The sequence below is a fragment of the Aeromonas sp. DSM 116730 genome, from assembly GCF_046581335.1.
GTDB lineage: Bacteria > Pseudomonadota > Gammaproteobacteria > Enterobacterales > Aeromonadaceae > Aeromonas > Aeromonas rivipollensis.
Map to the genome: position 1 here is coordinate 889,274 of NZ_CP144265.1, position 26,624 is coordinate 915,897.

Below are 26,624 nucleotides of genomic sequence, written 5' to 3' on the forward strand. Positions count from 1 at the left end.
TCATTTCTGCCAGGTGGTGGTGCCCGAAGGCTCATCTATAGTCATTCGGCGATTATTTTTGTCGCAAATCAAGTTGTGCAAAAAGGCAAACCGGACGAAAGTCCGGGACGCAAAGCCTCCGGTCTAAGGGTCAAAGTACCTAGGATAGCGGGGTCACCACAGGTTGTATCGTCCATGGGCCAAGCCATGGTGGCGATGATGTCTGCGTTACCTGGCAGGTTGCGTTGCCTTTTTCGTTGTTAATTCCAATAACGAAATAAGGAAGTTCAAATATGTTAAGTCCAAAACTTTCCCTGCTGGCGCTCCTGGTCGGGGGACTCTGTGCTACCTCCGCCTTCGCCGCTGCCCCGGGCAAACCCACCATAGGTTCGGGCCCCACCAAGTTCGCCATCGTCGAAGTCAATCAGGCTGCCTCTGCCTACAACCAGCTGGTGACAGTCCACAAGGATGGCGCCCCCGTCAGCGTGACCTGGAACCTCTGGTCCGGTGATGTCGGCCAGACCGCCAAGGTGCTGCTCGATGGCCAGGAGGTATGGTCAGGCCCGGCTTCCGCCGCGGGCACCGCCAACTTCAAGGTGACCAAGGGGGGCCGCTACCAGATGCAGGTCGCCCTGTGCAACGCCGATGGCTGCACCCTCTCCGACAAGAAGGAGCTGATGGTCGCCGATACCGACGGCAGCCACCTGGCACCGCTCAATGCGCCCCTCAAGGAGAACAACAAGCCCTATGCCAACAAGTCCGGCAAGGTGGTGGGGGCCTATTACGTGGAGTGGGGCGTCTATGGACGCAAGTTCACAGTGGACAAGATCCCGGCCCAGAACCTGACCCATATCCTCTACGGCTTCACCCCCATCTGCGGCGGCAACGGCATCAACGACAGCCTCAAAGAGATCTCAGGCAGCTTCGAGGCGCTGCAGCGCTCCTGTGCCGGTCGTGAGGACTTCAAGGTCTCCATCCACGATCCCTGGGCGGCTGTTCAGATGTCCCAGGGTAACCTCAGCGCCTGGGATGAACCCTACAAGGGCAACTTCGGCAACCTGATGGCCCTCAAGCAAGCCCATCCGGACCTCAAGATCCTGCCGTCGGTCGGGGGCTGGACCCTCTCCGATCCCTTCTACTTCCTGGGGGACAAGACCAAGCGCGACACCTTCGTCGCCTCGGTCAAAGAGTTCCTGCAGACCTGGAAGTTCTTCGACGGGGTGGACATCGACTGGGAATTCCCGGGCGGTCAGGGGGCCAACCCCAGCCTGGGCGGCCCGAGCGATGGCGCCACCTATGTGGTGCTGATGAAGGAGCTGCGGGCCATGCTCGATGAGCTGGAAGCCGAGACCGGCCGCCAGTATGAGCTCACTTCGGCCATCAGCGCTGGCGGTGACAAGATTGCCAAGGTCGATTATCAGGCGGCCCAGCAGTACATGGACCACATCTTCCTGATGAGCTACGACTTCAGCGGCGCCTTCGACCTGACGAATCTGGCCCACCAGACCAACCTCTTCGCCTCCAGCTGGGATCCGGCTACCAAGTACACCACCGACAAGGGCGTCAAGGCGCTGCTGGGTCAGGGGGTGACACCGGGCAAGATAGTGGTGGGAGCGGCCATGTATGGCCGTGGCTGGACCGGAGTGAAGAACTACCAGGCCGGCAACCCCTTCACAGGTACCGCCACCGGGCCGGTCAGCGGCACCTGGGAAAACGGCGTGGTGGATTATCGCGACATCGTCAACAACCGCATGGGCGCAGGCTGGGAGCAGGGCTATGACGAGTCGGCCGAGGCCCCTTATGTGTTCAAGGCCAGCAGCGGCGATCTCATCAGCTTTGACAACGATCGCTCGGTCAAGGCCAAGGGGCAGTACGTGCTGGCGAACCAGCTCGGTGGCCTGTTCGCCTGGGAGATAGATGCGGACAACGGCGACATCCTCAACGCCATGCACGAGGGGCTGGGCCACGGCGAGGGCACACTGCCGCCGGTCAACAAGCCGCCGGTAGCCAATGCCGGCAGCGATCTGAGCGTCACAGGCCCGGCCGAGGTGACCCTCAACGGCGCCGCCTCCCACGATCCGGAAAGCGGCGTGCTGACCTACAGCTGGAAGCAGGTCTCGGGTCCGCAGGCTGGCTTGCTCGATGCCACCCAGGCCAAGGCCCGGGTAGTGTTGGACGCCGTCAGTGCCGACGTCAATCTGGTGTTCGAGCTGACGGTGACAGACGATCAAGGGCTCTCGGCCAAGGATCAGGTGGTGGTGACCAACAAGGCGCCGCAGCCGAATCTGCCCCCGGTGGTCAGCGTACCGGCCAGTGCGACCGTCGAGTCCGGCAAGCAGGTGACCATCAAGGCCACGGCGTCCGATCCGAACGGTGATGCCCTGAGCTACCAGTGGAGCCTGCCAGCGGGTCTCACCGCCACCGGCCAGGACAGCGCCACCCTGGTGGTCACAGGCCCGAGCGTCACCAGCGACACTGTCTATGACCTGACCCTGATGGTGACAGACGGGGCACTGGACGCTAGCGCCGGCACCCGCCTGACCGTCAAGCCAGCCAGTACAGGTGGCGGCTGCGAGGCAACCGATCCGGATGCGGCCAACTGGCCGGCCTGGAGTGCCGGCACCGTCTACAACACCAATGACAAGGTGAGCCACAAGCAACTGGTGTGGCAGGCCAAGTACTGGACCCAGGGCAACGAGCCAAGCCAGAGCGCCGATCAGTGGAAGCTGGTGAGCCAGGTGCAGCTCGGCTGGAATGCCGCCGTGGCCTACAACGCCGGGGATCTCACCAACCACAACGGACGCAAGTGGAAGGCCCAGTACTGGACCAAGGGCGATGAGCCCGGCAAGGCCGCCGTCTGGGTGGATCAGGGGGCTGCCAGCTGCAACTGATGGTCATAGGGAATGGGGCCTTGGCCCCATTCCTTTCTCCTGTGGCGCTTGGCGGGCTGACCTCAGCTCGGGGCGGATCAACCGCCAGCAATGGCCATCAGCGTCAGCCTTTTCTAAGAAATTAATCATCCCCCTAAAGTTGAAAAAATATTTTCATCTTGAAATCGCTTTCAAGAGAGTGAGTTGGATGGTTGACATCCGCTCTCACGCCGAGCTTAACCCTGCCTTCAGGGGCATTTCTTGATAGAACACCCAGTCAAGATCCCGCTCTGCCATTTGCAGTGACTGCGCCTATGGAGAATAATCGCGACGCACTACTGATTAATTTGTGTATAAGGGCAAACCGGTTGAAAGGCCGGGACGCAAAGCTTCCGGTCTAAGGATCCATGATCTAGGACAGCGGGGCCGCCACAGGTCGTATCGATCTTCTGCCAAGGGAAGACCCTGCCCATCTGCTGGTTGCCTTGTCCTTATCGTATTGACTAATAACGAAAAGGATTATTCGCCATGCAAAGTCCACCCCTCTGTGTTGTCGACCACCTTGGTTGGCGCCTCCTTCCTTTATGTCGCCTCTCCCGACAAATCCGACCTCGGCTGGGGTGAGACCCGGTTCATCATCACCGAGCTCAACCTGTCCGCTCACCCCCCCGGTCAAGGTGATCGCCGCCAATGGCGGCAGAGGAGGGGATTGAATCCTGTGCTCATGTCAACGCAATAACAACGACGAGCTTGCCACCTTGGCAGGCGCCAATAATAGGGAAATCAAGGGATGCAGATGAAGAAGAACAAGGGATATCTGGCGGTGCAGGGGGGCATGCTCGCCCTGCTGGCCGTGGGTACCGGTGCCATGGCAGAGTACAACACCGTCACCGGGGAGTGGCGCAAGGATCAGACGCCGCCACGCCTCTACAACCAGCAGGCCTGGGTCAACAACTTCGCCCTGCAACTGCCGCTCGGAGCGACCTTCGCCCCCCAGATGACGGCCTGGGACGAGAACGACGGGGATCTCAGCGGCCGTATCAAACAGGTAGGCAGCGTGAACACCCAGCAGGTCGGCAGCTATCTGGCGAAGTTCGAGGTTAGCGATAATGGTTTACCCAAAGGGGTGGGCTATATGGGGTGGGGTTTTCGCACCACGACCTTCTCGTTGCCCGTCACCGTCTATGATCCCGCCGTGGCCGTGCCGAGTCTGATTCAACCGCTGAGCACCCTCTGGCAGGAGGCCCCTGTCGGCAATGGCCTGCTGAAACAGCGTCCCGGTCAGAGCCTGAGCCGAACGATCCGTATCACCTCAACCGAGCACCCCCTGAGCGGGGATGAACTGGAGATCACCCTGTTCAGGGTGCAGGAGGGGCTCTGGGGCGGCAACAATCGCCAGTTCAGCCTGCGCCTCACCGACAAGGAGAGCGGCGAACCCGCCTACGAGGGCAGCGTTTTGCTCGGCTCGGGCAAGGTGTTGACCCCGACCGCCCCCATCAAGCTGCGGGCGGATCAAGACTATGAGTTCCGTCTGACCTATGTTTCCGGTCCGAGCGAACAGGGCTTTCGTGCCAACGAGGAGGGGGAGCTCTGGCTGACGGCTGAGGGGCGGCAGGTGCATGAGGCGAACCCCTATGCCCAGGTGTTGCCCGATCCAGCCAACAAGCTGGCTTTCGACCCGGGCTTAGACTCAGCCATGAAGCAGAAGCTGCTCAGCAGCCAGGGCGTGCCGGAGGCGCTGCTGATCGGCAAGGTGCCGAACCAGCAGGTCGCGCTGAGCTATCGCATCGCCAACCCCGCGCTGGCGAGCCTGCAACTGGTGCAGGGCGAGATCCAGGATCGGCTGCAACTGCAGGGGCTGACAGAAGGAGAGACCTGGCTCGAGATCCTGGCAGACGGTCGGCTGGTGGAGCAGGTGCGGCTGTTTATCACCTCCCCCAAGGCGATCAGCCTCTCCTATAGCTACATCGCCTTCCCTGGTGAGCGCAAGAGCCACCTGTGGGACGACGGTGACATCATAATGGCGGACATGAGCCGCCGCCTGGCCCCCTACAACATTCGGGTCAACTGGGTGGATCACGGCGTGCTGGTGCACGAATGGGACAAGAATGGCAATGGTCAGGCTAACGAACCCGATCGCTCGGAGATTGAGGCTCCGTTGAATGAGGGCTGGATCCCGAATGCGGATCAGGTCTTCTCCAACCTCTATGTACTGCGCGGCTACAAGAATGACGCCAAGGCGTGCAGTTACATGGGGAGTGCTTCCTCCATCGGTATGGGGGCCACCGACGGTGCGCCGCGCGTCGGTTATCGATACGCCTGTCCCGGCAACCTCACCGTCCATGGGCAGTCGCTGACCTTGACCCATGAGCTGGGTCACAATCTGGGGCTGTGGCACACAGGGGATGAGGAGCCTTACCGGGCCAGCAACATTATGACGGCGGGTCGAGCCGAGGGGGTCTTCTTCGCTGACCAGTGGCGCACCATGCACCACACCATCGAGGCCAGAATCGCGGCCGGAGATGCCGGTGTGAGCGAGGTGAATGCCGAGCCAGAGCTGCCGCCACCCGCCGTCAATCAGCCCCCCCTGGTCAATGCGGGCAGTGATCTCAGTGCCAGGGGACCAGCCGAGCTGGTGCTCGACGGCTCCGCTTCCCGGGATCCGGAGAACGGTGCCCTGCGTTATCAATGGCGCCAGGTCGGCGGTCCGCAGGCCTCCCTGAGGGATGCGGAGCAGGCACGAGCCAGGCTGAGTCTGGGCACAGTCTCTCAAGATACCCAGCTGGCGTTCGAGCTGACCGTCACCGATGAGCAGGGGCAGGCAGGTGTGGACAGCATGGTGGTGACCCACCAGGCACCACCGCCCAACCAGCCACCCGTGCTGGCGGCACTGGCTCCCGCCTCGGTACAGGCGGGCAAGCAGGTGAGCGTCACCGCCAGCGCCACAGATCCCGATGGGGATGCACTCAGCTACCAATGGACTGTACCGGCCGGTCTCAGTGCCAGCGGCCAGAACAGCAAGACCCTGGTGGTGACAGGCCCGAACGTCGCCAGCGACACCCTCTATGACCTGACCCTGATGGTGACCGACGGGGCGCTGGACGCCAGCGCCGGCACCCGTCTGACCGTCAGGCCGCTCAGCTCGGGTGGCGGCTGCGAGACAAGCGATCCGGATGCGGCCTACTGGCCAGCCTGGAGCGCCGGCACCGTCTACAACACCAATGACAAGGTGAGCCACAAGCAACTGGTGTGGCAGGCCAAGTACTGGACCCGGGGCAACGAGCCAAGCCAGAGCGCCGATCAGTGGAAGCTGGTGAGCCAGGTGCAGCTTGGCTGGCATGCCGCTGTGGCCTATAGCGCCGGTGAGCTTGCCAACCACAAGGGTCGCAAGTGGCAGGCCCGCTACTGGACCAAGGGCAACGAGCCCAGTACGGCCGACGTCTGGGCCGATCAGGGGGTTGCCACCTGTCACTGATTGTCTGCGGGAGTGGGACCTGGGCCCCACTCCTTTATCCACGCCGGTGTCAGTCTGCGGTCATGGCGCCGCAGGGCAAGCTGAACCGAATTCGCCGGGTGCAGGACCCGGCAGCCGGCGTCCATGCTGTCACGCTTCCTGCAACAGGGCATGTGGACATGCCCATCACAATGAGAACCATAACAATGAAAAAAACACAGTTAGCCAGCCTCATCATGGCCGCCCTGGCGAGCGGCCCTCTGTTGGCTGCCGTTCAGGCTCCCACCACCTTGCCCTTCAATACCCAGCCACCGACCAACGATCTGCAAGGATCCTTGGCGGCGCAGGTTCAATTCGCCCAGAGCCAGATCCTGCCGGCCCATGCCGCCGAAGGGGACAGCCAGCCCAGGCTGACCGCCTTGCGCAAGAGCCTGCTGCTGGTCAGGCCCTTGCAAGCCGAGACCGGTGTGCCTATGACGGTGACGGCGCGAGATGGCGCCGGACAGACCCTAGGGACGCTCAACCTCAACCCGCCCGAGCAGTTGCCGAAGACGGCCTATTACCTCGATGGTTCGCCGGAAGAGGGGGTCGACTTCACCCCGGCGGTGGGGACCACCAATGTCATCAGCAGCAGTGCCGAGCTGGCCCGGCTGGGTGATGCCACTGCGACCTTGCTGCAGGATCGCCTGGGGCAGCATGCCCTAGTGGAGGTGAAGACCGCAGATGGCCGATGGGTCAGGGATATCTATCTGCCAGAGGTGGCCGCCCTAGAAGGAAAGATGGTGCGTGCAAGTTCCAATGCCGGTTACACCTCGACGGTGCGCTACAGCGGCCGCCAGGTGACCCTCTCCCGCGGTCAGACGCTGCAATTCAAGTTCGCGGGCGGTCAGTGGATCCGTGACGGGGAGCTCGAGAACAACGGCATCCGCTATGCGACCGACACCTGGAGCGTCGTGCTGCCAGCGGACTGGATCCGGCCAGGTATCAGCTTGCAACTCAGCCAGGGCGGGCTCAGCGGTGAGCTGACGGACTTGCAGGTCGGTGCCCCGAGCGAGCTGCTCATCCACACCATAGACCTTGGCATGCTGACTACTCCCCGAGATCAGTTTGCCTTCGCCAGGGATCCCGAAGCCCATCGCGAGTACTTCCAGACGGTGCCGACCAGCCGGCTGATTGTCAGCCAGTATGCTCCCCTGTCGCTGCCGGAGGTGATGCTGCCAAATGGCACCCTGCTCACCGACTTCGATCCCGGCCAGGGCGGTTGGCACGAGGGCACCATGCGCCAGCGCATCGGCAAGGAGCTGATCTCCCACGGGATAGACAATGCGAACTACGGCATCAACAGCACCGCCGGCGAGGGGGAGAGCAGCCATCCCTATGTGGTGGCCCAGCTGGCGGCCCATAACAGCCGTGGCAAGTACGCCAACGGCGTGCAGGTGCACGGTGGTTCGGGCGGAGGCGGCATAGTCACGCTCGACGCCTCTCTGGGCAACGAATTCAGCCATGAGGTGGGCCACAACTATGGCCTAGGCCACTATGTCGGCGGCTTCCAGGGCTCGGTGCACCGCAGCGCCGAGGCAGTCAATTCGAGCTGGGGCTGGGATGGGGATCGCAATCGCTTCATTCCCAACTTCGGCGTCACCCGCAGCGGCCAGAGCGCCTGCCTCGACGGTCAGTGCCAGCCGCCTTTCGAGGGGCACTCGTTCGGTTTCGATGCCATGGCGGGTGGATCGCCCTTCTCCGGCTTCAACCGCTTTACCCTCTACACCCCGAATTCGGCCGCCATCATCCAGCGCTTCCTCGAGAGCAAGGCGGTGTTCGATGCCGCTTCCCCGACCGGATTTCGCAAGTGGGATGCTGCCACCGCCACCATGGTGCCCTATCAGCACAGGGTCGAGCAGCTGGAGCAGATCAGCGCACCTATCAAGGATCTGAGCGAGGTGAAGCTGGCGGCCCTGCTGGCGGAGTATGATCTGGTCAAGGTAGCCATGTGGGACGGCAACTGGACGCGCAACATCCAGGTGCCCCCTGCTGCTGCCGGGAATGCGGGGCGTATCCTGACCCTGGAGCACGGTGCCGGCTACAACAGCATCCTCTTCATCAACGGTCAGCAGATCACCCTCTCCCGCGGTTTCAAGAAGAGCTACACCTCGGACGGCAGCCGCTGGAACGAAGGGCCGGTGGCGGATGCACGGGTATCGCGTAAGCCACAGGCATTCGGGGTGCCGGTGACGACCCTGGTGGGCTACTACGATCCTCGCGGGCTCTTGCCGAGCTACCTCTATCCGGCCCTGCATGGCGCTTACGGCTTCAGCTATGGGGATGACGGCGAGCGGATCGGGGCGGGAGATTGCCAGCTGCAGGTGGAGACCCGGGAGGGCTTGCTGCACTTCCGGCTGGCCAATCACCGGCTAAATGCCAACCTGATGAACAAGTTCCATGTCAATGTGCCCACGGCCAGCGAGCCACGGGGCGCCGCCGTGATCTGCGCCGCCGGGACCCTGGATCAGAGGTCCATATCGGCGCCGGAAGTGGATCTCTCCTTCACCGTCAACGGGCGCCCGCTCGAGTAAGGGGGGCGCTCCTTCATTGCCGTGAGAGAACGCATTGCCACTGGCTGAGACGCCAAATAAAAAAAGGCCCGTACGGGCCTTTTTTCATGGGATTCAGAGCGGTTTTTGCCACAGGCTCAGCAGCAGATCCTGTTCAAGCTCGTCCGGCCCCTGCTGGGTGAAGGCGTGACGCTGTTCACCGCCGGCGCGCCAGCCGAGGCGGCTGGTTTCCAGCACATGGGCGCGCAGACTCTGATCCATGGTCATGGAGAACTGGCAGCGTTGCCGCTCAACGGGGACTAGCCCGGCCAGGGCTGGCCAGCTGAGGGGGTGCTCCATGCTCACCGGGTTGAGGCTGACCCTCAGCTGCCACTGGTGGCGCGGGCCGGGTTGCAGGTGAAGCAGGTAGCCGCCCGGGGTCAGCAGGCTGACCAGCAGCTCTGTCTTGATCTTGAGGTCGTTGACCAGCAGCACCTGGGCTGAGCCGGCCAGCAGCGGCGCCTTGGCCGGATCGGCGATGACGAAATGGCCGTCGGGTTGCGCCTTGTTGGCGGCGAAGATGGCATTCTTGGCCAGATCGAGGCCGCCAAATTGCCAGCCCGGCAGGCGCTCTGCCAGGGCGCGGCAGTAGTACCCCTCACCACAGCCGAGATGGATCAGTTCGCGCTCGCCTAGCGGAGCCAGCAGGGTCGCCATGGCCTCCACCAGCGGCAGCTGGTGTCCCTGCTCCAGGAAGCGGCGCTTGGCGCGCAGCAGGGCACGGCTGTCGCTGTCCTTGGGATCCTTCTTGCCCGGGATGAGATCCAGATAACCTTCCGGGGCCGGATCGAAATGGTGCTTGTTGTCGCAATAGACCCCGCGGGAGGCTTCATGAAGATGCAGGGGGCTGCGGCACAGGGGACATTGAAGATGCATACACACTCGCTTGGTTGAGGCCGGGGAAGGGCGTGCGGGATTATAGGGGAGGAGATCAGAAAAGGCTGCCGTGGCAGCCTTTTTTATCCAACGGCCCTGTGCTGAGCCGTCGGGGAACCCGGTCAGCGGGTGCCAAACACCACTATGGTCTTGCCGTGGGCCGAGATGAGCTCCTGCTCTTCCAGCATCTTGAGGATGCGGCCGACGGTTTCGCGAGAGCAGCCGACGATCTGGCCTATCTCCTGGCGGGTGATCTTGATCTGCATGCCATCCGGGTGGGTCATGGCGTCCGGCTGCTTGGCCAGGTTCAGCAGGGTCTGGGCAATCCGGCCGGTCACGTCCAGGAAGGCGAGGTTGCCGACCTTCTGGCTGGTGTGCTGCAGGCGCTTGGCCATCTGGCCGGAGAGGCGCAACAGGATGTCCGGGTTGACCTGGATCAGCTGGCGGAACTTCTTGTAGGAGATCTCGGCGACTTCACAGGCGCCTTTGGCACGTACCCAGGCGGAACGCTCCGGATTCTCGTTCTCTTCGAACATCCCCATCTCGCCCAGGAAATCCCCCTGATTCAGGTAGGAGAGGATCATCTCCTTGCCCTCGTCATCCTTGATCAGGACGGCGACTGTACCCTTGACGATGTAGTAGAGGGTTTCCGCTTTTTCACCGGCGTGAATAAGGGTGCTCTTGGCGGGATACTTATGAATGTGGCAATGCGACAAGAACCACTCGAGGGTGGGATCGCTTTGCGGTTTGCCAATGATCATGAGACTTCCTCTGTAGTGTCATTTTTATGGACTGTGCGTCCAGGCAAGTTGCCAAGCTTGCCATTCCTTAGTCTTTGGTCGCAGTAGAATAAGAGCCTTTGTCTGTGCTGACAAGGCTTTGGGACTTTGGTGTCCATCTGTGTGCATCGATCTGCTGCGCCATCCGGGCCATTCTAGGCAAGAAGGGGGGGAGATATGTTGATTTCGATCTATTTCCTTCAGGGTCTGCCGCGGTTTCGGAACAAGTCGCGGCGCGGGGACTCGGCGGTCATGAAACCGGGAGTGGCGCAACGTGACGGGGCATGTGCCACTCGACCCCTGCTTGAGGTATGCTATGGGCGTCAGAACCGTCGTCATTGAGAGGAAATGTGAGATGAAAGCCAAGGTCAGCTGGGTGGAAGGCATGAAGTTTGTGGGCGAGAGCGAGTCCGGTCATCAGGTGACGTTGGACGGCGCCAACCCGGGCGAAGGTGCCAGCCCGATGGAGATGATCCTGCTGGCTGTCGGTGGCTGCAGCTCCATCGACGTGGTCTCCATTCTGGAGAAGGCGCGCCAGAGCGTGACCGCCTGTCATGTGGAGCTGGAAGGGGCCCGTGCTGACTCAGTGCCCCGGGTGTTCGAGAAGATCCACCTCAAGTTCGTCGTGACCGGCAAGGGGCTGGCCGAGAAACAGGTTGCCCGCGCGGTCGACTTGTCGATGGAGAAGTATTGTTCCGTTTCCCTGATGTTGGAAAAAGCGGTAGAAATTACCCATAGTTATCAAATCGTTGAAGCTTGATAGTTGTAGTTTGTCCCGTCGATAACGCCATGACATAAGGAAAGTGCGATGAAAAAGATAATGATGTTGCTTCCCCTGTTCGGGCTGGCTGCCTGCAGCATGCCGCAGCCCACCCAGTATCAATACAGCCAGTATCAGTGCGGGGAAGAGTTGTTGGCCATCACCTATGATGCCCAGGCCGACATGGTGCAGTTCCCTTATGCCGGGGTCTATCACAAGCTGGGTCGCATCGAGTCACCCAAAGAGACCGCCAGCTATTCCGATGGGGTGACCACCTTCTCCCATCAGGAAAAACAGGCCACTCTGGTCAAGAACGGCGTGACTCTGCTGACCTGCGAACTGAAGTAATCGCCATGCCGTGCAACGGCGTGTATCCACAACGGCCTGCTTGAAGCAGGCCGTTGTGTTATGGGGCGCTCATTGAGCGGGCAGGGAGCCCAGGAGTTGAGCGGCGAGCTGCTGGCTAAGCTGGCTGCGCTCGTCCTCGGCGACGGGCACGTCGCTGGCGAGCTGGATGGCGCTGCTCCAGACGCTTTGCTGGGTGCGCCTGTCGATCAGCAGTATGGCCAGGGTGCCCTTGCGGGCATCGGCGGCGGCATTCAGGCCAGGGGTCATGCCGATGCGGGAGAATATCTCCCCATCGCTCATGTCCTGGCTGCCCGCCACCCCGATGGCGACCCAGACGTCGGCCTCATCGAGGGGCACGCTGCGCCAGCCCTTGCCATCGAGCGCCTGGGTGACGGCCTGCTGCACCGGTTCCAGCCAGGGCGCGGCGCTGGTGCCCGCGTACTGGAACTGCTCCGCCAGCGCATAGCGTGGCGTCGCCCCGTAGGCCCAGTTTTCTGCCGGGCGGACCACCATGGTGCCCGTCTCGACCGTGGGGGCGGCGGGGCCAGTGCTGCAACCGCCCAGCAGGGCTGCCAGTGTGAATGAGAGAAGTGCACCGCGCATCATAAGCTCCTTGGCTCAGGTGATCTTGCCGGTTTCTAACAGTTGCTGGATCAGGGGGCGCAGGATCAGCTCCATCGCGAAACCCATCTTGCCCCCCGGCACCACTATGGTATTCATTCTGGACATGAAGGCCCCGTCTATCATCGACAGCAGATAGGGGAAGTCCACCTGCTTGATGCCCCGAAACCGGATCACCAGCATACTCTCGTCCAGGCTGGGTATCACCTTGGCACTGAAGGGGTTGGAGGTGTCCACCGTCGGCACCCGCTGAAAGTTGATGTGGGTGCGGGAGAACTGCGGGGTGATGAAGTTGATGTAGTCATCCATGGAGCGGACTATGGAGTCGGTCACCGCCTCGCGCGAATGCCCGCGCTCCGAGGTGTCGCGAATGAGCTTCTGGATCCACTCCAGGTTGACGATGGGCACCACGCCGATGAGAAAGTCCACGTGACGGGCCACATTGTGTTCGCCGGTCACCACGCCGCCGTGCAGCCCTTCGTAGAACAGCAGGTCCGTCTCCCCCGGCAACCCCTGCCAGGGGGTGAAGGTGCCCGGCATCTGGTTGAAGGGCACCGCCTCGTCGAAGCTGTGCAGGTAGCGTCTGTACTGGCCGCTGCCGCTCTGACCGTACTCCTGGAAAAAGGATTCCAGCAGGCCGAAGTCGTTGGCCTCGGGGCCGAAGTAGCTGATGTGGCGCCCCTGCTCGCGCGCCTTGCGGATCGCCACGTCCATCTCGGGCCGGGTATAGCGGTGAAAACTGTCCCCCTCGACCACGGCCGCCTTGTATCCGAGCTGGTGGAACATGGAGCGGAAGGCGTTGGTGGAGGTGGAGGTGCCGGCACCGGACGAACCGGTAACCGCAATGATGGGATGCTTGGCCGACATAGAATTCTCTCTTCCTTGGGAGTTCCGTTATAAAGGCAGGTTCAAAGTGCGGTCAAGTGCAGCCTTGCTGCGTGGGCGCCATCATTAGCCCCCATGCCCCTCGGCGGCTGGTCTCCATCGGCGCCGAGACAGTCGGCGACGGAGGCAAAAAATAAGCCGATTTGAAACGCCAGCCTCATCGGGCGAGCCGCCCCTCTTCCCCCTGAACTGAGCGCCGCACCGCCGTGCTTGGCGGGGCCCGTGCGGACGTTGTTCAGCCTACGTTCCTTCTCTTGTGTCATTCTGCCGGGAAGTCGTCGCTCGGCGCATTGCTCAAATGCGTCTTGGGCACGACGTTGACACTCTCGTGCAACTCGCTGTAGACGAGCACGGCACTACCTTGTAGTAATTGTTGTCTGACCTCTTCAACCTTGTCGGTCAGGCTGACATCCTGTTCGCCGTATTCGGTGCCTTCTTGCAGGACGAAATGCTCGAGCAGGTTGTTGAGGGTATCTGGATCCAGTTCTTGCCAAGGGATAATCATGATTTCATCTTCAGTCATAGCGATACGGATATTGTCGGTGTCTGACCGGCAAGCGCAAGGAGTTTATCTGGACCTGAGCGAGGGTTCCCATGGCATCAGCTGAACAGCGCCGCCCGACCAGTCAGTTCGACCAGCACCTTAATGATACGCGTCGGCGTGCCCTGAGCGCAGGGCTGCGCTGGTTCTGGGTCATCAACCAGTTGGCGATCCTCTATCTGCTGGCGCGCTTCTATCTCTATCAGGATGCCCGGCTGGTGGCGATCGATGGGCTGCCCTGGCGCTATGAGTATCAGATTGCCCTGGTGCTGCTGGCGAGCGTGCTGCCGCCCCTGGGCTGGCGCTGGTTCTCTCGCCAGGGAACACAGAGATGGCAGCCCTGGCTCTGGGGCTGCGCCATGTTGTGGGGACTGGCCTGGGCGATGACGGCCTATGCCATTGCCACCATAGAGCTCAGAGGGGGGTTCAGCCTGGCATTCAACATGGTCAGCCTGTTGCTGCTGACGGCCCTGATCGCCTTCTATTACGAGTGGCGCGTCTTCTATAGCCTGAGTGCTCCGCCCCTGATCTTCCTGCTGTTCGAGGAGCACTGGGTGATGGTGCCGTCCGTCACTGTGCACTGGCTGGCGGCCGGTGGCTTGTTGATCATCCTGGAGACGGGGCGGCGGATGCTCAACGGCTGGTTCGAGCTGGCGGTGTCGCGCGAATATGACAACCTGATGCTGGCGCGCAAGATGAATGCCATGGCCCACAGGGATCCTTTGACCGGGCTCGCCAACCGCCGACACTTCGATCAGGTCTGCAAAAACGCCATCGCACAGGGCACGACGCTGGAGACACCCTTCACTGTGATCCTGCTGGATGTGGATTTCTTCAAGCGATACAACGACCACTACGGCCATCAGGCGGGAGATGAGTGCCTGATCCTGGTGGCAGAGTGCCTGGAGGAGAGCGTGCGGGAACCCGGGGATCTGGTGGCCCGTTACGGCGGGGAGGAGTTCGTGGTGTTGCTGCAGGAGACGGACCTGGCCGCCGGCGAGCGGGTCGCACAGCGGATCCGCACTACCCTGGCCGCCCGGGCGCTGCCTCACGCAGCCTCAGAGGTGGATCCCCATCTCACCCTGAGCCAGGGGATAGCCCAGTGGCGACAGGGGGAGAGCCTGGTCATGCTGCTCGAGCGGGTGGACGGCGCCCTCTATGAAGCCAAGGGGGCAGGGCGCAACTGCTACCGCCGGGCATCCTGAGTCTGTTCCCGCAGCCACTGGCTGATGCGCTCCTCCAGCCAGAAGCGGGGGCGCCAGGGGGTACCGTGCAGGAAGCCCACGTGGCCACCGCGCCGGCTCAGCTCGTAGCGCACCATGGGAGAGAGCTGCTCCGGTCTGGGGATCACGGCCCCTGTCATGAAGGGATCGTCGGCGGCGTGGATGATCAGGGTCGGGATGGTGATGCGGGCCAGGAGATCAAGGCCGGAGCAGGTCTGATAGTAGTGATCGGCGCTGTCGAAGCCATGGAGCGGGGCCGTGACCTGCTCGTCGAAGTCGCGCAGGGTAGCGATGCGACTCACCTGCTCCGGTTGCCAGCGAGCTGCGGCTTGTTGGCGGATCTTGCGCAGCAGATTGGCTCTCATGGTGCGCAGCAAGTAACTCTGATACACCCGTGAGAACCCCTGATTGACCCTGTCGGCGCAGCTCGCCAGCTGCAGCGGCGCCGAGATCACCACGGCGGCGGTCAGTTCATCCGGACAGGCCCGCGCCAGCAGATTGACCAGCATGTTGCCCCCCAGGGAGTAGCCGATGGCGACCAGCGGCTTGCCGGGAAAACGGCGACCCAGCTCGGCGATCAGCGCCTCTGCATCCTCGATGGCGCCGGAGTGATAGGCCCGCAGCAGCCGGTTCGGCTCGCCGCTGCATCCCCGAAAATGCATCAGCACGGCGTCGTTCCCCTGCCGCTGCAGATGGGCAAACAGTCCCTTGGCATAGTGGGAGTGAATGCTGCCCTCCAGACCGTGAAACAGCACCAGCAGCGGCCGCTCATCCTGGCTGATGGCCCCGCTCCAGGCGAGGTCGACGAAGTCCCCATCCGCGAGTTCGAACCGTTCCGGGATGAAGCGGGCCGGCGTGCGGCGCAGCCACTTCGGCAATATGGTCTGCAGGTGGGCATTGCGGGCCCACCAGGGGGCGTGGAAGTGGCTTTCTGTCAGCATGCAACGACTCGGGGCAGCAGAAGAGGAAAGGGGCGGCGAGCCCATGGCCCGCCGCGGTATCAGGCGGGCAGGCGGTCGTGGTGTTCGGCGCCGCGCAGCATGGCCTGGATCAGCTCGTTGGCTTCAAACTTGGTCAGCGCCTCGTGGGCGCCGACCTGATGGGCCCGCTCCACGCTGATCTCGCTGGAGAGGGAGGTGTGCAGGATGATGTAAGCCTCCGCCAGCCTGGGATCGCTCTGCACCTCGAAGGCCAGCTCGTAACCGTCCAGCCCCGGCATCTCTATGTCGCTCACCAGTATGTCTATCCGGCTGCCCTGAGCGACCCTGGCCTGCATCAGGCTGAGGGCGTCGCGCCCGTTGGTGCACACCTCGTAGGGAATGTTGATGTAATCGAGGGCCGCCATCAGCTGGCGGCGGGCGACGGAGGAGTCGTCCACCAGCAGGATCCGCATCGGCTTGAGCCGTTCGCGCTGCACATCGGTCAGCACGGGGTAGAGGTGGCAGGGATCGTCCGGATAGACCCGGGACAGGATCAATTCCACGTCCAGCAGCTGGATCAGCTGCTCGCCCACCTTGGTCACCCCGGTGACGAAGACGTTCTGACCGAGGGAAGGGGGCGGCGGCTCTATGTCACGCCAGTTGCACTCGGTGATCTTGTCGATGCCCCGCACCAGAAAGCCCACCAGGGTGCGGCGGCAGTCCGTGATGATGATGAAGCAGTTGGGCATCTCCTCCCGGCTGATCGGGCGATAGCCCACCGCCATCGCCATGTCGATCACGGGGATGGTGGTGCCCCGCATGCTGGCCGCCCCGAGCACGGTCGGGTGCGAATGGGGCAGGGCGGTGAGCTGGGTGTAGGGGACTATCTCCTTCACCTTGAGGGTGCCGATGGCGAAGGATTGCCTGGCAGAGAGGTGAAACAGCAACATGCCCTGGGATTGGTTGGCCTTGCTCGTCATGGCGGATGTCCTGTTGATCTAATCGGTGACGGTCAATCTGGTGTTCAGCATAGAGGATGGTGACAAGGATGACTCCTTTGTTATTAGCGACCGCGAGCTGCAAAACTGGACCCTGTCACCACCATTTATTTTCTCGTCCGGCTCACTGGGCGGAGGCCACCGCCTCCAGCGTCAGTCCGAGCCAGTGCTGGCACGCATGCGCCAAATCCTGTTCATCCCGGTAACCGAGCTTTGCCACCACCTGGACCGGCTTGCTGCCACTTCTGAGCAGGCGTACCCCCTGCAGCAACTGCCACTGGGCACCGAGCGCATCGGCTGCCAGGGCGGGATCCTCGATGCCGCGCTGGGTGAGGCAAGCCTGCCAGGCCGCGGCGCTACCTTCAGACTGACCGGCCAGGGCGCGCCAGGCACCTTGCAGCGGCTGATCCGCCTGCGCCAGGATGGCGCACGCCTGCAACTCGTCTCCTATGACCCGCAGCCGGTGGCCATAGGCCTCCTGCCAGTCACGGGGCCGGGACCAGGCGGCCAGGCTGTCCAGCAGGGCGTCCATCAGCGGGGTGGGTTGTAACCAGCCTGCCTGGGCCGGTTGCGCCACCCGCACCGAGCAGGTCAGCCGATCATGCTGACAACCCGCCAGGGGAGTGAAGGCGGCGAGGGCATCGGCGCACAGCCAGAAGTGGCTGCCCGCCGTCAGCAACAGCTCATGGGAGCCGAGTCTCAGCAGTGCCGCACCCCGGGTGACGCGCAGCAGCTGACCCAGAGGGGAGCGTTTGCGGGGGCCGACCTGCAGGCAAGGAGTGGAAAAATGCTGATATTCGATGGCGTGATGCATGTAAAAACCCTGATATGATGCTGCCTGGAGGTAACACAAATGGAAACCAGACGTAAAAAGCGCTTCATTGCCGGTGCGGTTTGCCCGGCGTGCGGCAAGATGGACACCATGATGCTGTATATGGAGCATGGAGTCGAGAAGGTGACCTGCGTCGACTGCGGGGATACCCAGGTGCAGACTCAGGCCGAGGTGGACAAGGCGACCCGTGAGGCCGAACAGGTCATAGGGGTGTTCCGCCCGGAGTAAGGGAGAGCTGGATGGCCGAGGTTGACAAGGTCATCCGCGAGGCCGAACGGGCAATCAGCGTGCTTAGCCCCGAGTGTTGGGCCTCTTGGTAATACCCGGGGTGGGACAAGGCTCGTTCTGGACTGCTGACTTTTTCAGCATGGCGGAGCGGGGCAGATCATATGCTTGGCCACCTTTTTAAGGTATTCTGGGCCCGTTTTTTTCTATCCGCAGGATCCCTGACATGAAAGTAGCTCCCCTGAGCGTGGTTACGCTGGAATACACGGTCACCGACGAACACGGTGAAGTCATCGACACCACTGTCGGTAAAGAGCCTCTGGTGTATCTGCACGGTACCCGTTATCTGGTCTCCGGCCTCGAAGCCGAGCTGGAAGGCCGCAGCGTGGGCGAGGCGTTCGACGTCACCCTGACGCCGAGCCAGGCCTATGGCGAGTATGACGAGAACCTGGTGCAAGAAGTGCCCGGCGAGCTGTTCGATGGCATGGAAGTGTCTGAAGGGGATACTTTTGTGGCCGAGACCGACGATGGCCACCGTCCGGTGACCGTCATCGAAGTCTCCGAAGAGTTCATCAAGGTGGATGGCAACCATCCGCTGGCCGGTGTGACCCTGGGCTTCAAGGTCGAGATCAAGGACGTGCGTGCCGCCACTGCCGAAGAGCTGGCTCACGGCCACGTGCACGGTGCCGGTGGCTGCGGTCACGATCATGGCCATGACCACGGTCACGATCACGATCACGACCATGACCACGGCGGTTGCTGCGGCGGTCACGGCCACGATCACGGTCATGACCACGGCGACGAGCAAGGTCACGGCGGTTGCTGTGGCGGCGGTGGTTGCGGTGGCAAGGGCCATCAGCACTGATCTGCCGACTGGCAAGATGAAAAAACCCGCTGCGTGCGGGTTTTTTTATGGCGGCGCACTCAGTAGTGCGGCGGCGGCGTCTCTTCGGCCATGCTGGCGATCTGGCTTGGTTGCACGCTCTGCAGCTTGTCCACCAGCAGTTGGATCTGATGCTTGAGCCGGTCGAGTTCACGGCCCTGGGTGGTCACCTCTTCGTTGAGTTGCTCCACCGTGTATTCGGCATAGGCGAGACGGCTTTCCAGGGTCTCGAGACGATCGTTAACTTGCTGACTCATGGGCCTTTTGGTCCTTACTTGATAGTCCAGATTTCGGCCAGGCCACTGGAGCTGGCGCTGACGAGGTGGCCATTGTCGCGCAAAGCCACGCCATAGACCACAGCGCTCGGTGGTTTCACCTTGGGATGGGGGGAGACGCGCCAGCTTTGCAGCAGGCTGCCATCGCTCACCCGCCACAGGGATAGCTGGCGGGAGGGGGCGCCGGTGACGAGCCAGTCGCCATCCTTGACGAACCGGGCGCTGGTGTAGACCTCGAAGCGGTGATCGAACTTCAGCCGGCTTACCTCCTTGCCAGTCTTGAGATCCCAGATGCTGGCCTGACGGCTGTCGGCGGTGAAGGCGAAGCGCCCCGCGGGATCCAGCCTCGCCATCACCACCCGGCCACCATGATTGAAACGCCACACCACCTGGCCGCTGCGGGTATCCCACAGATAGGCGCTGTAGTCGTTGCCGCCGGTGAGGGCGTAGCGACCATTGGCGGAGAGATCCACCGTATTGACCTGCTCGGTATGGCCGAGGAACTGCAGCCTGCGCCCGGTGCGGGTATCCACCAGCTCCGCCTTGCCATCTTCCCGGCCGATCAGCACCAGACGGCCATCTGCCGAGAGTGCCGCATCCCTCAGGCTGGATTCAGGAAGTGAATAGTAGCCTTGGGAGCGACCATCTTGCAGGCGCCAGATGGCAAAGGTGCGCTGGGTGGCCGTGATGGCGTGGCTGTCGCCCGGGGAGAAGCGGGTGAGGGTGACGAACTCTTCCTGGTCCTCGCTCTGGCGCCAGCGCCAGCGCTCCTTGCCCTGTTCCAGATCCCAGACCACTGTGCCCTGGCCCAGGCTGGAGACTATGGCCTGCTTGCCGGAGCTCGCGAGATCCGCACTCAGCAAGCCCTGGTTGGCGAGGCGGATCTGCTGGCCGGGAAGTGAGCTCTGTTCGCACCCTGTCAGCATCAGGCAGATACCGATGAGATAAATGGCACTTTTGATCATTTTTCCTGTCTCATGCTTTCGTTACCTGCGATCACGGCGTTAGTATAAGGCGCTTATCACGATAAACCTCTCATTTCACGAAGGAACCGAGAGCGGTATTTAGAGTTTTGGAGAAACTGATGAACAATTTTCTGAAGGTGTCCCTGTTGGCTGCGGCCGTTGCCGTGAGTCTGACTGCTTGCCAAAAAGATGAGAAGCCTGCTGCCAATACCGCAGAGGTCAAGGCAGAAGCCAGCAAGCCGGCAGAGGCCCCCAAGGCAGCAGCCAAGAGCTTTGAAGAGCAATCCGGCTATGCGATCGGCCTCTCCATGGGTCGTTATATCGCCAATACCCTGGAACGTCAGCAGGAGCTCGGCATCAAGCTGGACAACAGCGTCATCCTCAAGGGTGTGACCGACGGTCTGGGCAAGGAAGCCAGCATGACTGACGAGGAGATCCAGAAGGTCCTGCAGGAATACGACGCCAAGATCAACGAGTTGACCAAGGCCAAGGCTGACAAGGATGCGGTGGACAACCTGAAGAAGGGTGAAGAGTACCTGGCCGCCAACGCCAAGAAAGAGGGCGTGAAGAGCACCGAATCCGGCCTGCAGTATCAGGTCGAGAAGCTGGGTGACGGCGCCAAGCCCAAGGCCACCGACATCGTCAAGGTACACTACACCGGTACCCTGACCGATGGCACCAAGTTCGACAGCTCCGTCGATCGCGGCGAGCCGGCTACCTTCCCGCTCAACCAGGTGATCCCGGGCTGGACCGAAGGCGTGCAGCTGATGCCGGTCGGTTCCAAGTTCAAGTTCTTCCTGCCGTCCAAGCTGGCCTATGGCGAGCACGGTGCAGGCTCCATCCCGGCCAACGCCGTGCTGGTATTTGACGTCGAGCTGCTGGCCATCGAAAAGCCGGCTGCCGATGGCGCCGATGCGAAGAAATAAGCAGTCAATGCGATAAAAACGGCTCCCCAGGGAGCCGTTTTTACTTGTGTCGCGCCAGGATAGGCCGGAGAAAGCAGGGACCCGTCTTGAGTGTGTGGCGGCTAGCCCCCAGAATAGACAACAAAATCAATCGCAAGGATGGATCTCGTGGCTGAAAGCAAACCCCGTGTCCTGCTGGTGGAAGATACCCGCAGTCTGGCCGTCGTCTATGAGCAGTACCTGGTTCAGGATGGCTATGAGGTGTTGCTGGCCGATTGCGGCCAGCAGGCACTGGCGCAGTTGCTGGCCAGCCCTCCTCCCGTGGTGCTGCTCGACCTCGAACTGCCCGACATGTCTGGCATGGCCATATTGCAGCAGATCACCGAGCAGCAACTGCCCTGCTCAGTGGTGGTGATCACCGCCCACGGCTCGGTGGACGTGGCGGTGGAGGCGATGCGGTGCGGTGCCTTCGACTTCCTGACCAAGCCGTTCGACGGCAAGCGGCTGTGCGCCACCGCCCGCAACGCCTTCAAGCATCAGCAGCTCAGCTCGCTGGTGGCCCAGTACAGGGAGAACTTCGAGCGCAGCTCCTTTGCGGGCTTCATCGGCGCCTCCATGGCGATGCAGGCGGTCTATCGCATCATAGAGAGCGCGGCACCGAGCAAGGCGACCGTCTTCATCACGGGGGAGAGCGGCACCGGCAAGGAGGTCTGTGCCGAAGCGATCCACCAGTGCAGCCCGCGCCGGGATCAGCCCTTCATCGCGCTCAACTGTGCCGCCATTCCCCACGATCTGATGGAGAGCGAGATCTTCGGCCATGTGAAGGGATCCTTTACCGGTGCCCAGGGGGATCGCAAGGGAGCGGCCAGCCTGGCGGACGGCGGCACCCTCTTCCTCGACGAGATCTGCGAGATGGATCTCGACCTGCAAAGCAAGCTGCTGCGCTTCATCCAGACCGGCACCCTGCAGCGGGTCGGCAGTGGCAAGGTGGAGACGGTGGACGTGCGTTTCGTCTGCGCCACCAACCGGGATCCCCTGGTGGAGGTCAAAGCGGGGCGTTTTCGCGAGGATCTTTACTACCGGCTGCACGTGATACCGCTCTCCCTGCCGCCCCTGCGCGAGCGCGGCGAAGACATACTGCTGCTGGCGCGCGACCTCCTGCTGCGATATGCCAAGGAGGAGCACAAGCGCTTCCGGGATTTCGATGCAGACGCCGTGCGGGTGCTGCTCGATTACCCCTGGCCCGGCAACGTGCGCGAGCTGCAGAACGTGGTGCGCAACATAGTGGTGCTCAATGATCGCGAGCTGGTGAGCAAGGAGATACTGCCGCCGCCGCTCAACGGCGGCCGTGCGCTCGCGGTGCCTGCCCCCGCCGAGGACCCCCCCGAGACTCTGGCCGAGCCCATGTCGATCCCGCTGCCGGTGCGCCCGCTCTGGCTGGTGGAGAAGGAGGCCATAGAGCAGGCTATCGCCAGCTGTGACGGCAACATCCCCAAGGCGGCGGCGCTGCTGGAGATCAGCCCCTCGACCATTTATCGCAAGAAGCAGGGCTGGGAAGAGGCGAGCCTGGCTTAGGGCTTAGGGCTTAGGGCTTAAGGCCGCGAGGTTGGAGATCTACCCTTCACTCCCTCATTTACCGCAAGAAGCAGGGCTGGGAAGAGGCGAGCCTGGCTTGAGGCCTAAGTAGGGCTGGGCTCAGCCCTTCCTTTATCTATCGCAAGAGGCCGAGTCGGGAAGGGGGTCTGGCCTGAGTGACGGGCGGCATGAGCCACCCGCTCTTTTTGTGGCGCGCAGTCAGAGCTTGGCGAGGCGCTTGAGCCTGGCCAGCCGCTCCGCCTCGTTGGCCTGCAGCCAGCCATCCCGCGAGAGCAAGAACCAGGCGCGGGCGAAGTATTCGGGGGCGGCCGGATCGTCCAGCATCAGGCCGTTCTCCCCCAGCTCCTCGAACAGGTAACCATCTTCCGGCGCGCTGGCCTCGGCCATGTCGGCCTTCAGCTGGCTCAGCTCGGCCATCGCCTGTTCGTGCAATCCCTGCGCCCGGCTCAGCCGTGCCAGGCTCCAGCGGGCGATAAAGGCCTTGCCCTGATTGCTGTGTTGCTGGTGCCAGGCCAGGCACTTCTGCTGGCAGGCCCTGGCCTCCTCAAAGCGTCCCAGCTCGAACAGGGTCCAGCCCTGATTGTTGTAGAGGCTGGGCAGCCAGCCGCGCACCTTATCGTCGGCACTGCGCTCGGCCAGGGTCATAGCCAGTTGATGCCAGCGGCTCTGCTCCTCCAGCGGGGCGGCGATGGCCACCATGTGGGTCGCGTCTATGGCGAGCCCTGTCTCACCCAGCTTGAGCCCGAGTTGCCACCCCTGCTCGAACAGCGTCCTGGCGCTGGCCTTGTCGCCGGCCGAGTTGAACGTCCGCCCCCGTTCCAGCAAGGTGCGCAGCCGTGCTCGCGGGGTGGCGTCGGTGAGGCGGGGCTCTATCTCGTCGAGCAGTTGGTGCGCCTGTGCAAACTGGCGCTGCAGGGAGTGGGTGCGGGCCAGTTGGGTCAGCAGCTCAAGCTCGAGTTGCAGGTCGGCGGCGGCGCGCGCCGCAGGAAGAAGCGCGTGAAAACGCAGGGCAGTGGCGGCGGGATCCTGATAATCCCACTGCGCCATGAAATCGGGCGGATTGTCCATCTGGCCTCCTGGCTGGTTACCCTCTCACCAAGATGCCTATCGCCCATTGTTTGTACAAGGGGCGCCCGTCACAGGGCGCCCCTCAGGTCATGAAAAAGCCCGTGCAATCGAAATCAATAGACCATGGCCAGGCTCATCAGCATCAGGCCCAGGGCGGCGAAGGCTCCCTCCTTGATGGCCAGGCGCGGCACCAGCGCCTTGGGCAGCGCCGGGAACAGGCAGAGCGCGAAGCCAAGCCCCGGCATCAGCCAGTGAAAGCCGGGACTGCGCAGGCTAGGGTCTGCCGCCCCGTTGATGATGATCAGCAGGATGAAGAGGGTGAAGGCGGGCAGGATAAACCAGCGGGCGTTGCCGGCGGCGACCGCTCGCAGGGGCGAGATGCGATAGAGCACCAGGGTCACGATAAAGAGGACAAGGGGGGCCAGCAGATAGAGGGGGGCCGGATTCATGATGGGGGTCTCCAGACAACGGGGGGAAGAGTGTAAGCAGCCGGGGCTAGGGATGACCAGCGCGCCGGCCCCGGGCTGTGAGGCCGATCCCAGGGCAAAGGTTTGCCAGGCAAGGGTTCAGCGCAGCCAGATCCAGGCACAGCCAAATGCCAGCCAGCTCAGCACCAGCAATACCCATGGCAACGGGTGCTGGCGGCTGATCTCGACAACCTCAATCTCCTGGGCCTCTTCCTCATGCTCGCCCTGCTGTGGCTGCTTCGTCCTGGCTTGCTGCTTCTTCTGGCGGCTCGCCTCCCTGGCCCGCGCCTTCATCTGTTTCTTGTATTCGTCTATGCCCTTCTGGATCCCCTGGGCGATCAGCTGGGTCTGCTCCTTGGTCTGCCCCGGTTTCTGGTTGGCGCGGGCTACCTTCATCGCCTCCTGCTGGGTCTCGGGGGAAATCTTGTCGTACTTTGCCATTCACGGCTCTCCTTGGCATCGATTGGCGGGAAGTATGCCATAACTGTTTCCGGCAGGCTGCCATCCCTGCGGGGGAAATGAGGCGGCAGGAGATTGGCTAGTGATGGAAATATGAGGAGACAGGTTGCGTTGGTGATCACATTTGGCGGAATTTGTGAGTCACCGATGAAAAAGCGTCACATGTTGTTTGTTATATTAGCGCCCGACCTAATGGCTTGGGTCGTCCAATAACAAAATAACAAGGTGATATGGAAATGAATTATAAATTTGTCAAAGGAACTGTCGCGCTGGCTGTGCTAGCCGCGCTGAGTGGCTGTAATACCTCACAAAATGAAAGTGTCGCCCCCTGTACCGAAAATGTCTGCAAGCTGACCATTTTGCACACCAATGATACCCACGGTCGTTTCTGGCACAACGACAAGGGTGAATATGGCATGGCAGCCCAGAAGACCCTGGTTGAACGCCTGCGTGGGGAGGCCAAGGCGGCGGGCAGCGAGGTGCTGGTGCTCTCCGGTGGCGACGTGAACACAGGGGTGCCGGAGTCGGATCTGCAGGATGCGGAGCCGGATTTCATGGCCATGAACAGCATCCGCTACGATGCCATGGCGGTGGGCAACCACGAGTTCGACAACCCCCTGAGCATCCTCGAGAAACAGCGTGAGTGGGCCAAGTTCCCCATGATCTCCGCCAACATCTACGACAAGGCCAGCGGCAAGCGCTACTTCGACCCCTACAAGGTGTTCAAGCTGGAGAACGGCCTCAAGGTCGCCGTGCTGGGCCTGACCACAGAAGACACCGCCCAGCTGGTGGATCCCAACAACGTCCAGACCCTGGAGTTCCGCGATCCGACCACGGAAGCGGCCGAGCTCGGCAAGCAGATCCGCGACAGCAAAGAGGCGAACCTGGTCCTGGCCATCACCCACATGGGTCACTACGAGAATGGCCAGCACGGCAGCAATGCCCCTGGGGATGTGGAGATGGCGCGCGGGCTGCCGGCCGGCACCCTGGACGCCATCATAGGCGGTCACTCCCAGAACCCGGTCTGCATGGAGCCGGGCACGGCGGACAAGTACGCCGACTTCAAGCCGGGTGACGACTGTCTGCCGGATCAGCAGAACGGCACCTGGATCATGCAGGCCCACGAGTGGGGCAAGTATGTGGGCCGCGCCCAGTTTGACTACCAGAATGGCAAGCTGACCCTGATCCAGTACGATCTCATCCCGGTCAATCTCAAAGACGCTGGCGGTGCCTTCATTCAGGAAGAGATCACCAAGGATCCCGAGCTCTACAACACCCTGCTCACCTATCAGGAGAAGGGTCAGCAGGAGCTGGGCGTAGTGATAGGCTCCACCGACGGCGTGCTGGACGGCGAGCGTGCCAACGTGCGCAACAAGCAGACCAACCTGGGTCGCCTCATCACCACGGCCACCGCCGAGAAGCTGAGCACCGACTTTGGCATCGTCAACTCCGGCGGCGTGCGTGCCTCCATCGCGGCTGGCGACATCAGCTATCGCGACGTGCTGACAGTGCATCCGTTCGGCAACACGGTCAACAAGGCGACCATGAGCGGCAGCGAGCTGGCAACCTATCTGGGCCTGGTGGCGACCAAGACAGTCAACACCGGCGGCTATGCCCAGTTTGGTGGCATCAACATGGCGGTGGACTGCCAGGCCAAGAGCGTGACCATCACCAGCGTGGGCGGCAAGGCCTTCGATCCGGCGGCCAGCTACAGCTTCTCCATCCCGAGCTTCAGCGCGGCCGGTGGCGACGGCTATCCGAAGATCAATACCATCAACGCCGGTCTGGTGGATGCCGGGGTGTTGAAGGATTATATCGCGGCGAAGAAGACCATACAGGTGGCCGATTATCAGCCGGCCGGCGAGGTCAGCTATGTGAATTCCGCCTCGACTGATGGCTGCAAATAATAGAGCGGCCTTGGGCCAATAGCAAAAGAGAGGCAGCCATGGCTGCCTCTCTTTTTATTTTCAAGGTCATCAACACGGGCTGAAGGCGATTATTCTCGGCCCCTCACAGGGAGGGGGGAATATTCCATGGCCAGCTGTGATGAGTGTGATGGCAATAAAAAGGCGACCCTGAGGTCGCCTTTATCATGCTTGCCGGA

Annotated in this window: 24 protein-coding genes and 2 riboswitches; of the genes, 11 read left to right on the forward strand and 13 right to left on the reverse strand. The window is 62.2% G+C overall.

The annotated features are described in order from the left end of the window. The first annotated feature begins 74 nt into the window (after positions 1-74). Positions 75-161: riboswitch (cyclic di-GMP riboswitch) on the forward strand. A gap of 111 nt (positions 162-272) precedes the next feature. The 3 genes from Aeroheme_RS04280 (at position 273) to Aeroheme_RS04290 (ending at position 8,876) form a co-directional block, all read left to right on the forward strand. Beyond that, positions 273-2,870: a glycosyl hydrolase family 18 protein gene (locus tag Aeroheme_RS04280; RefSeq protein WP_411166745.1), complete on the forward strand. Its 2,598-nt coding sequence runs from the start codon at positions 273-275 to the stop codon at positions 2,868-2,870. A gap of 327 nt (positions 2,871-3,197) precedes the next feature. Further along, positions 3,198-3,283: riboswitch (cyclic di-GMP riboswitch) on the forward strand. Positions 3,284-3,645: 362 nt separating this feature from the next. After that, positions 3,646-6,324 carry a PKD domain-containing protein gene (locus tag Aeroheme_RS04285; protein WP_411166746.1) on the forward strand — a complete coding sequence of 893 codons (2,679 nt, stop codon included), beginning with the start codon at positions 3,646-3,648 and terminating at the stop codon, positions 6,322-6,324. A gap of 185 nt (positions 6,325-6,509) precedes the next feature. Then, positions 6,510-8,876, forward strand: coding sequence for a M66 family metalloprotease (locus Aeroheme_RS04290; protein ID WP_411166747.1), 2,367 nt, complete (start codon positions 6,510-6,512; stop codon positions 8,874-8,876). Between the two features lie 93 nt (positions 8,877-8,969). Here Aeroheme_RS04290 and Aeroheme_RS04295 read toward each other — a convergent pair whose 3' ends face one another. Together Aeroheme_RS04295 and crp are read right to left on the reverse strand one after the other, a co-directional pair. Further along, entirely contained in the window at positions 8,970-9,770 is an 801-nt protein-coding gene (locus Aeroheme_RS04295; protein ID WP_171276757.1) for a putative RNA methyltransferase, read from the reverse strand. A gap of 122 nt (positions 9,771-9,892) precedes the next feature. Beyond that, positions 9,893-10,531, reverse strand: coding sequence for a cAMP-activated global transcriptional regulator CRP (crp, locus tag Aeroheme_RS04300; RefSeq protein WP_025328082.1), 639 nt, complete (start codon positions 10,529-10,531; stop codon positions 9,893-9,895). Between the two features lie 373 nt (positions 10,532-10,904). Between crp and Aeroheme_RS04305 the strand changes: the two genes are divergently transcribed. Beyond that, positions 10,905-11,309 (forward strand): OsmC family protein, encoded by a 405-nt coding sequence (locus tag Aeroheme_RS04305; protein WP_106885955.1) that lies wholly within the window; start codon positions 10,905-10,907, stop codon positions 11,307-11,309. Positions 11,310-11,357: 48 nt separating this feature from the next. Next, entirely contained in the window at positions 11,358-11,657 is a 300-nt protein-coding gene (locus Aeroheme_RS04310; protein ID WP_025328080.1) for a hypothetical protein, read from the forward strand. Between the two features lie 69 nt (positions 11,658-11,726). On the opposite strand, the gene Aeroheme_RS04315 is transcribed toward Aeroheme_RS04310, so the two are convergent. The 3 genes from Aeroheme_RS04315 to Aeroheme_RS04325 all read right to left on the reverse strand — a co-directional run bounded on the left by Aeroheme_RS04315 (position 11,727) and on the right by Aeroheme_RS04325 (position 13,668). Next, positions 11,727-12,260 (reverse strand): DUF4136 domain-containing protein, encoded by a 534-nt coding sequence (locus Aeroheme_RS04315; RefSeq protein ID WP_411166748.1) that lies wholly within the window; start codon positions 12,258-12,260, stop codon positions 11,727-11,729. 15 nt (positions 12,261-12,275) lie between these two features. Further along, complete coding sequence (locus Aeroheme_RS04320; RefSeq protein ID WP_106885957.1) at positions 12,276-13,145, reverse strand: phosphoribulokinase; 870 nt, start codon at positions 13,143-13,145, stop codon at positions 12,276-12,278. 277 nt (positions 13,146-13,422) lie between these two features. Further along, positions 13,423-13,668, reverse strand: a complete 246-nt coding sequence (locus Aeroheme_RS04325; protein ID WP_411167218.1) for a YheU family protein — start codon at positions 13,666-13,668, stop codon at positions 13,423-13,425. 89 nt (positions 13,669-13,757) lie between these two features. On the opposite strand from Aeroheme_RS04325, the gene Aeroheme_RS04330 reads away from it, so the two are divergent. Beyond that, positions 13,758-14,909 carry a diguanylate cyclase gene (locus Aeroheme_RS04330; protein ID WP_106885959.1) on the forward strand — a complete coding sequence of 384 codons (1,152 nt, stop codon included), beginning with the start codon at positions 13,758-13,760 and terminating at the stop codon, positions 14,907-14,909. Here Aeroheme_RS04330 and Aeroheme_RS04335 read toward each other — a convergent pair. The 3 genes from Aeroheme_RS04335 to Aeroheme_RS04345 form a co-directional block, all read right to left on the reverse strand. Further along, on the reverse strand, positions 14,891-15,868 hold the full coding sequence (locus Aeroheme_RS04335; protein WP_139745961.1) for a hydrolase: 978 nt from the start codon (positions 15,866-15,868) through the stop codon (positions 14,891-14,893). The genes Aeroheme_RS04330 and Aeroheme_RS04335 overlap by 19 nt on opposite strands. A gap of 59 nt (positions 15,869-15,927) precedes the next feature. Next, positions 15,928-16,827 (reverse strand): chemotaxis protein CheV, encoded by a 900-nt coding sequence (locus Aeroheme_RS04340; RefSeq protein WP_411166749.1) that lies wholly within the window; start codon positions 16,825-16,827, stop codon positions 15,928-15,930. A gap of 142 nt (positions 16,828-16,969) precedes the next feature. Then, positions 16,970-17,659 carry a hypothetical protein gene (locus Aeroheme_RS04345; protein WP_411166750.1) on the reverse strand — a complete coding sequence of 230 codons (690 nt, stop codon included), beginning with the start codon at positions 17,657-17,659 and terminating at the stop codon, positions 16,970-16,972. Between the two features lie 39 nt (positions 17,660-17,698). Here Aeroheme_RS04345 and Aeroheme_RS04350 point away from each other — a divergent pair, with 39 nt between their 5' ends. Together Aeroheme_RS04350 and Aeroheme_RS04355 are read left to right on the forward strand one after the other, a co-directional pair. Then, positions 17,699-17,905: a YheV family putative zinc ribbon protein gene (locus Aeroheme_RS04350; protein WP_033130616.1), complete on the forward strand. Its 207-nt coding sequence runs from the start codon at positions 17,699-17,701 to the stop codon at positions 17,903-17,905. 223 nt (positions 17,906-18,128) lie between these two features. Continuing rightward, the gene (locus Aeroheme_RS04355; RefSeq protein WP_411166751.1) at positions 18,129-18,767 is read left to right on the forward strand and encodes an FKBP-type peptidyl-prolyl cis-trans isomerase; all 639 of its coding nucleotides are present in this window, start codon (positions 18,129-18,131) and stop codon (positions 18,765-18,767) included. Between the two features lie 59 nt (positions 18,768-18,826). Here the strand turns inward: Aeroheme_RS04355 and Aeroheme_RS04360 are convergent, their stop codons facing one another. Together Aeroheme_RS04360 and Aeroheme_RS04365 are read right to left on the reverse strand one after the other, a co-directional pair. Next, positions 18,827-19,042, reverse strand: coding sequence for a SlyX family protein (locus Aeroheme_RS04360; protein ID WP_005330500.1), 216 nt, complete (start codon positions 19,040-19,042; stop codon positions 18,827-18,829). Positions 19,043-19,056: 14 nt separating this feature from the next. Continuing rightward, the gene (locus Aeroheme_RS04365; RefSeq protein WP_163148728.1) at positions 19,057-20,025 is read right to left on the reverse strand and encodes a WD40 repeat domain-containing protein; all 969 of its coding nucleotides are present in this window, start codon (positions 20,023-20,025) and stop codon (positions 19,057-19,059) included. Between the two features lie 119 nt (positions 20,026-20,144). Between Aeroheme_RS04365 and fkpA the strand changes: the two genes are divergently transcribed. Next, positions 20,145-20,951, forward strand: coding sequence for an FKBP-type peptidyl-prolyl cis-trans isomerase (gene fkpA / locus Aeroheme_RS04370; protein WP_111909827.1), 807 nt, complete (start codon positions 20,145-20,147; stop codon positions 20,949-20,951). 147 nt (positions 20,952-21,098) lie between these two features. Next, positions 21,099-22,505, forward strand: coding sequence for a sigma-54-dependent transcriptional regulator (locus Aeroheme_RS04375; protein WP_234568327.1), 1,407 nt, complete (start codon positions 21,099-21,101; stop codon positions 22,503-22,505). 219 nt (positions 22,506-22,724) lie between these two features. Here the strand turns inward: Aeroheme_RS04375 and Aeroheme_RS04380 are convergent, their stop codons facing one another. The 3 genes from Aeroheme_RS04380 to Aeroheme_RS04390 form a co-directional block, all read right to left on the reverse strand. Then, positions 22,725-23,594 (reverse strand): tetratricopeptide repeat protein, encoded by an 870-nt coding sequence (locus tag Aeroheme_RS04380; RefSeq protein WP_411166752.1) that lies wholly within the window; start codon positions 23,592-23,594, stop codon positions 22,725-22,727. Between the two features lie 113 nt (positions 23,595-23,707). Then, on the reverse strand, positions 23,708-24,043 hold the full coding sequence (locus tag Aeroheme_RS04385; RefSeq protein WP_025328067.1) for a hypothetical protein: 336 nt from the start codon (positions 24,041-24,043) through the stop codon (positions 23,708-23,710). A gap of 117 nt (positions 24,044-24,160) precedes the next feature. Then, a complete protein-coding gene (locus tag Aeroheme_RS04390) occupies positions 24,161-24,502 on the reverse strand; it encodes a DUF2956 domain-containing protein (RefSeq protein ID WP_411166753.1) in 342 nt (113 codons plus the stop codon). 254 nt (positions 24,503-24,756) lie between these two features. Between Aeroheme_RS04390 and ushA the strand changes: the two genes are divergently transcribed. After that, positions 24,757-26,427, forward strand: coding sequence for a bifunctional UDP-sugar hydrolase/5'-nucleotidase UshA (gene ushA, locus Aeroheme_RS04395; protein ID WP_411166754.1), 1,671 nt, complete (start codon positions 24,757-24,759; stop codon positions 26,425-26,427). The last annotated feature ends 197 nt before the right edge of the window (positions 26,428-26,624 follow it).

Coding starts and splice junctions, on each gene's coding strand:
- Aeroheme_RS04390 (WP_411166753.1), bottom strand. CDS start 24,502: ATGGCAAAGTACGACAAGATTTCCCCCGAGACCCAGCAGGAGGCGATG.
- Aeroheme_RS04330 (WP_106885959.1), top strand. CDS start 13,758: ATGGCATCAGCTGAACAGCGCCGCCCGACCAGTCAGTTCGACCAGCAC.
- Aeroheme_RS04315 (WP_411166748.1), bottom strand. CDS start 12,260: ATGCGCGGTGCACTTCTCTCATTCACACTGGCAGCCCTGCTGGGCGGT.
- Aeroheme_RS04335 (WP_139745961.1), bottom strand. CDS start 15,868: ATGCTGACAGAAAGCCACTTCCACGCCCCCTGGTGGGCCCGCAATGCC.
- Aeroheme_RS04285 (WP_411166746.1), top strand. CDS start 3,646: ATGAAGAAGAACAAGGGATATCTGGCGGTGCAGGGGGGCATGCTCGCC.
- Aeroheme_RS04355 (WP_411166751.1), top strand. CDS start 18,129: ATGAAAGTAGCTCCCCTGAGCGTGGTTACGCTGGAATACACGGTCACC.
- Aeroheme_RS04280 (WP_411166745.1), top strand. CDS start 273: ATGTTAAGTCCAAAACTTTCCCTGCTGGCGCTCCTGGTCGGGGGACTC.
- Aeroheme_RS04295 (WP_171276757.1), bottom strand. CDS start 9,770: ATGCATCTTCAATGTCCCCTGTGCCGCAGCCCCCTGCATCTTCATGAA.
- crp (WP_025328082.1), bottom strand. CDS start 10,531: ATGATCATTGGCAAACCGCAAAGCGATCCCACCCTCGAGTGGTTCTTG.
- Aeroheme_RS04365 (WP_163148728.1), bottom strand. CDS start 20,025: ATGATCAAAAGTGCCATTTATCTCATCGGTATCTGCCTGATGCTGACA.
- Aeroheme_RS04385 (WP_025328067.1), bottom strand. CDS start 24,043: ATGAATCCGGCCCCCCTCTATCTGCTGGCCCCCCTTGTCCTCTTTATC.
- Aeroheme_RS04345 (WP_411166750.1), bottom strand. CDS start 17,659: ATGCATCACGCCATCGAATATCAGCATTTTTCCACTCCTTGCCTGCAG.
- fkpA (WP_111909827.1), top strand. CDS start 20,145: ATGAACAATTTTCTGAAGGTGTCCCTGTTGGCTGCGGCCGTTGCCGTG.
- Aeroheme_RS04310 (WP_025328080.1), top strand. CDS start 11,358: ATGAAAAAGATAATGATGTTGCTTCCCCTGTTCGGGCTGGCTGCCTGC.
- Aeroheme_RS04350 (WP_033130616.1), top strand. CDS start 17,699: ATGGAAACCAGACGTAAAAAGCGCTTCATTGCCGGTGCGGTTTGCCCG.
- Aeroheme_RS04340 (WP_411166749.1), bottom strand. CDS start 16,827: ATGACGAGCAAGGCCAACCAATCCCAGGGCATGTTGCTGTTTCACCTC.
- Aeroheme_RS04325 (WP_411167218.1), bottom strand. CDS start 13,668: ATGATTATCCCTTGGCAAGAACTGGATCCAGATACCCTCAACAACCTG.
- Aeroheme_RS04380 (WP_411166752.1), bottom strand. CDS start 23,594: ATGGACAATCCGCCCGATTTCATGGCGCAGTGGGATTATCAGGATCCC.
- Aeroheme_RS04305 (WP_106885955.1), top strand. CDS start 10,905: ATGAAAGCCAAGGTCAGCTGGGTGGAAGGCATGAAGTTTGTGGGCGAG.
- Aeroheme_RS04320 (WP_106885957.1), bottom strand. CDS start 13,145: ATGTCGGCCAAGCATCCCATCATTGCGGTTACCGGTTCGTCCGGTGCC.
- Aeroheme_RS04290 (WP_411166747.1), top strand. CDS start 6,510: ATGAAAAAAACACAGTTAGCCAGCCTCATCATGGCCGCCCTGGCGAGC.
- ushA (WP_411166754.1), top strand. CDS start 24,757: ATGAATTATAAATTTGTCAAAGGAACTGTCGCGCTGGCTGTGCTAGCC.
- Aeroheme_RS04360 (WP_005330500.1), bottom strand. CDS start 19,042: ATGAGTCAGCAAGTTAACGATCGTCTCGAGACCCTGGAAAGCCGTCTC.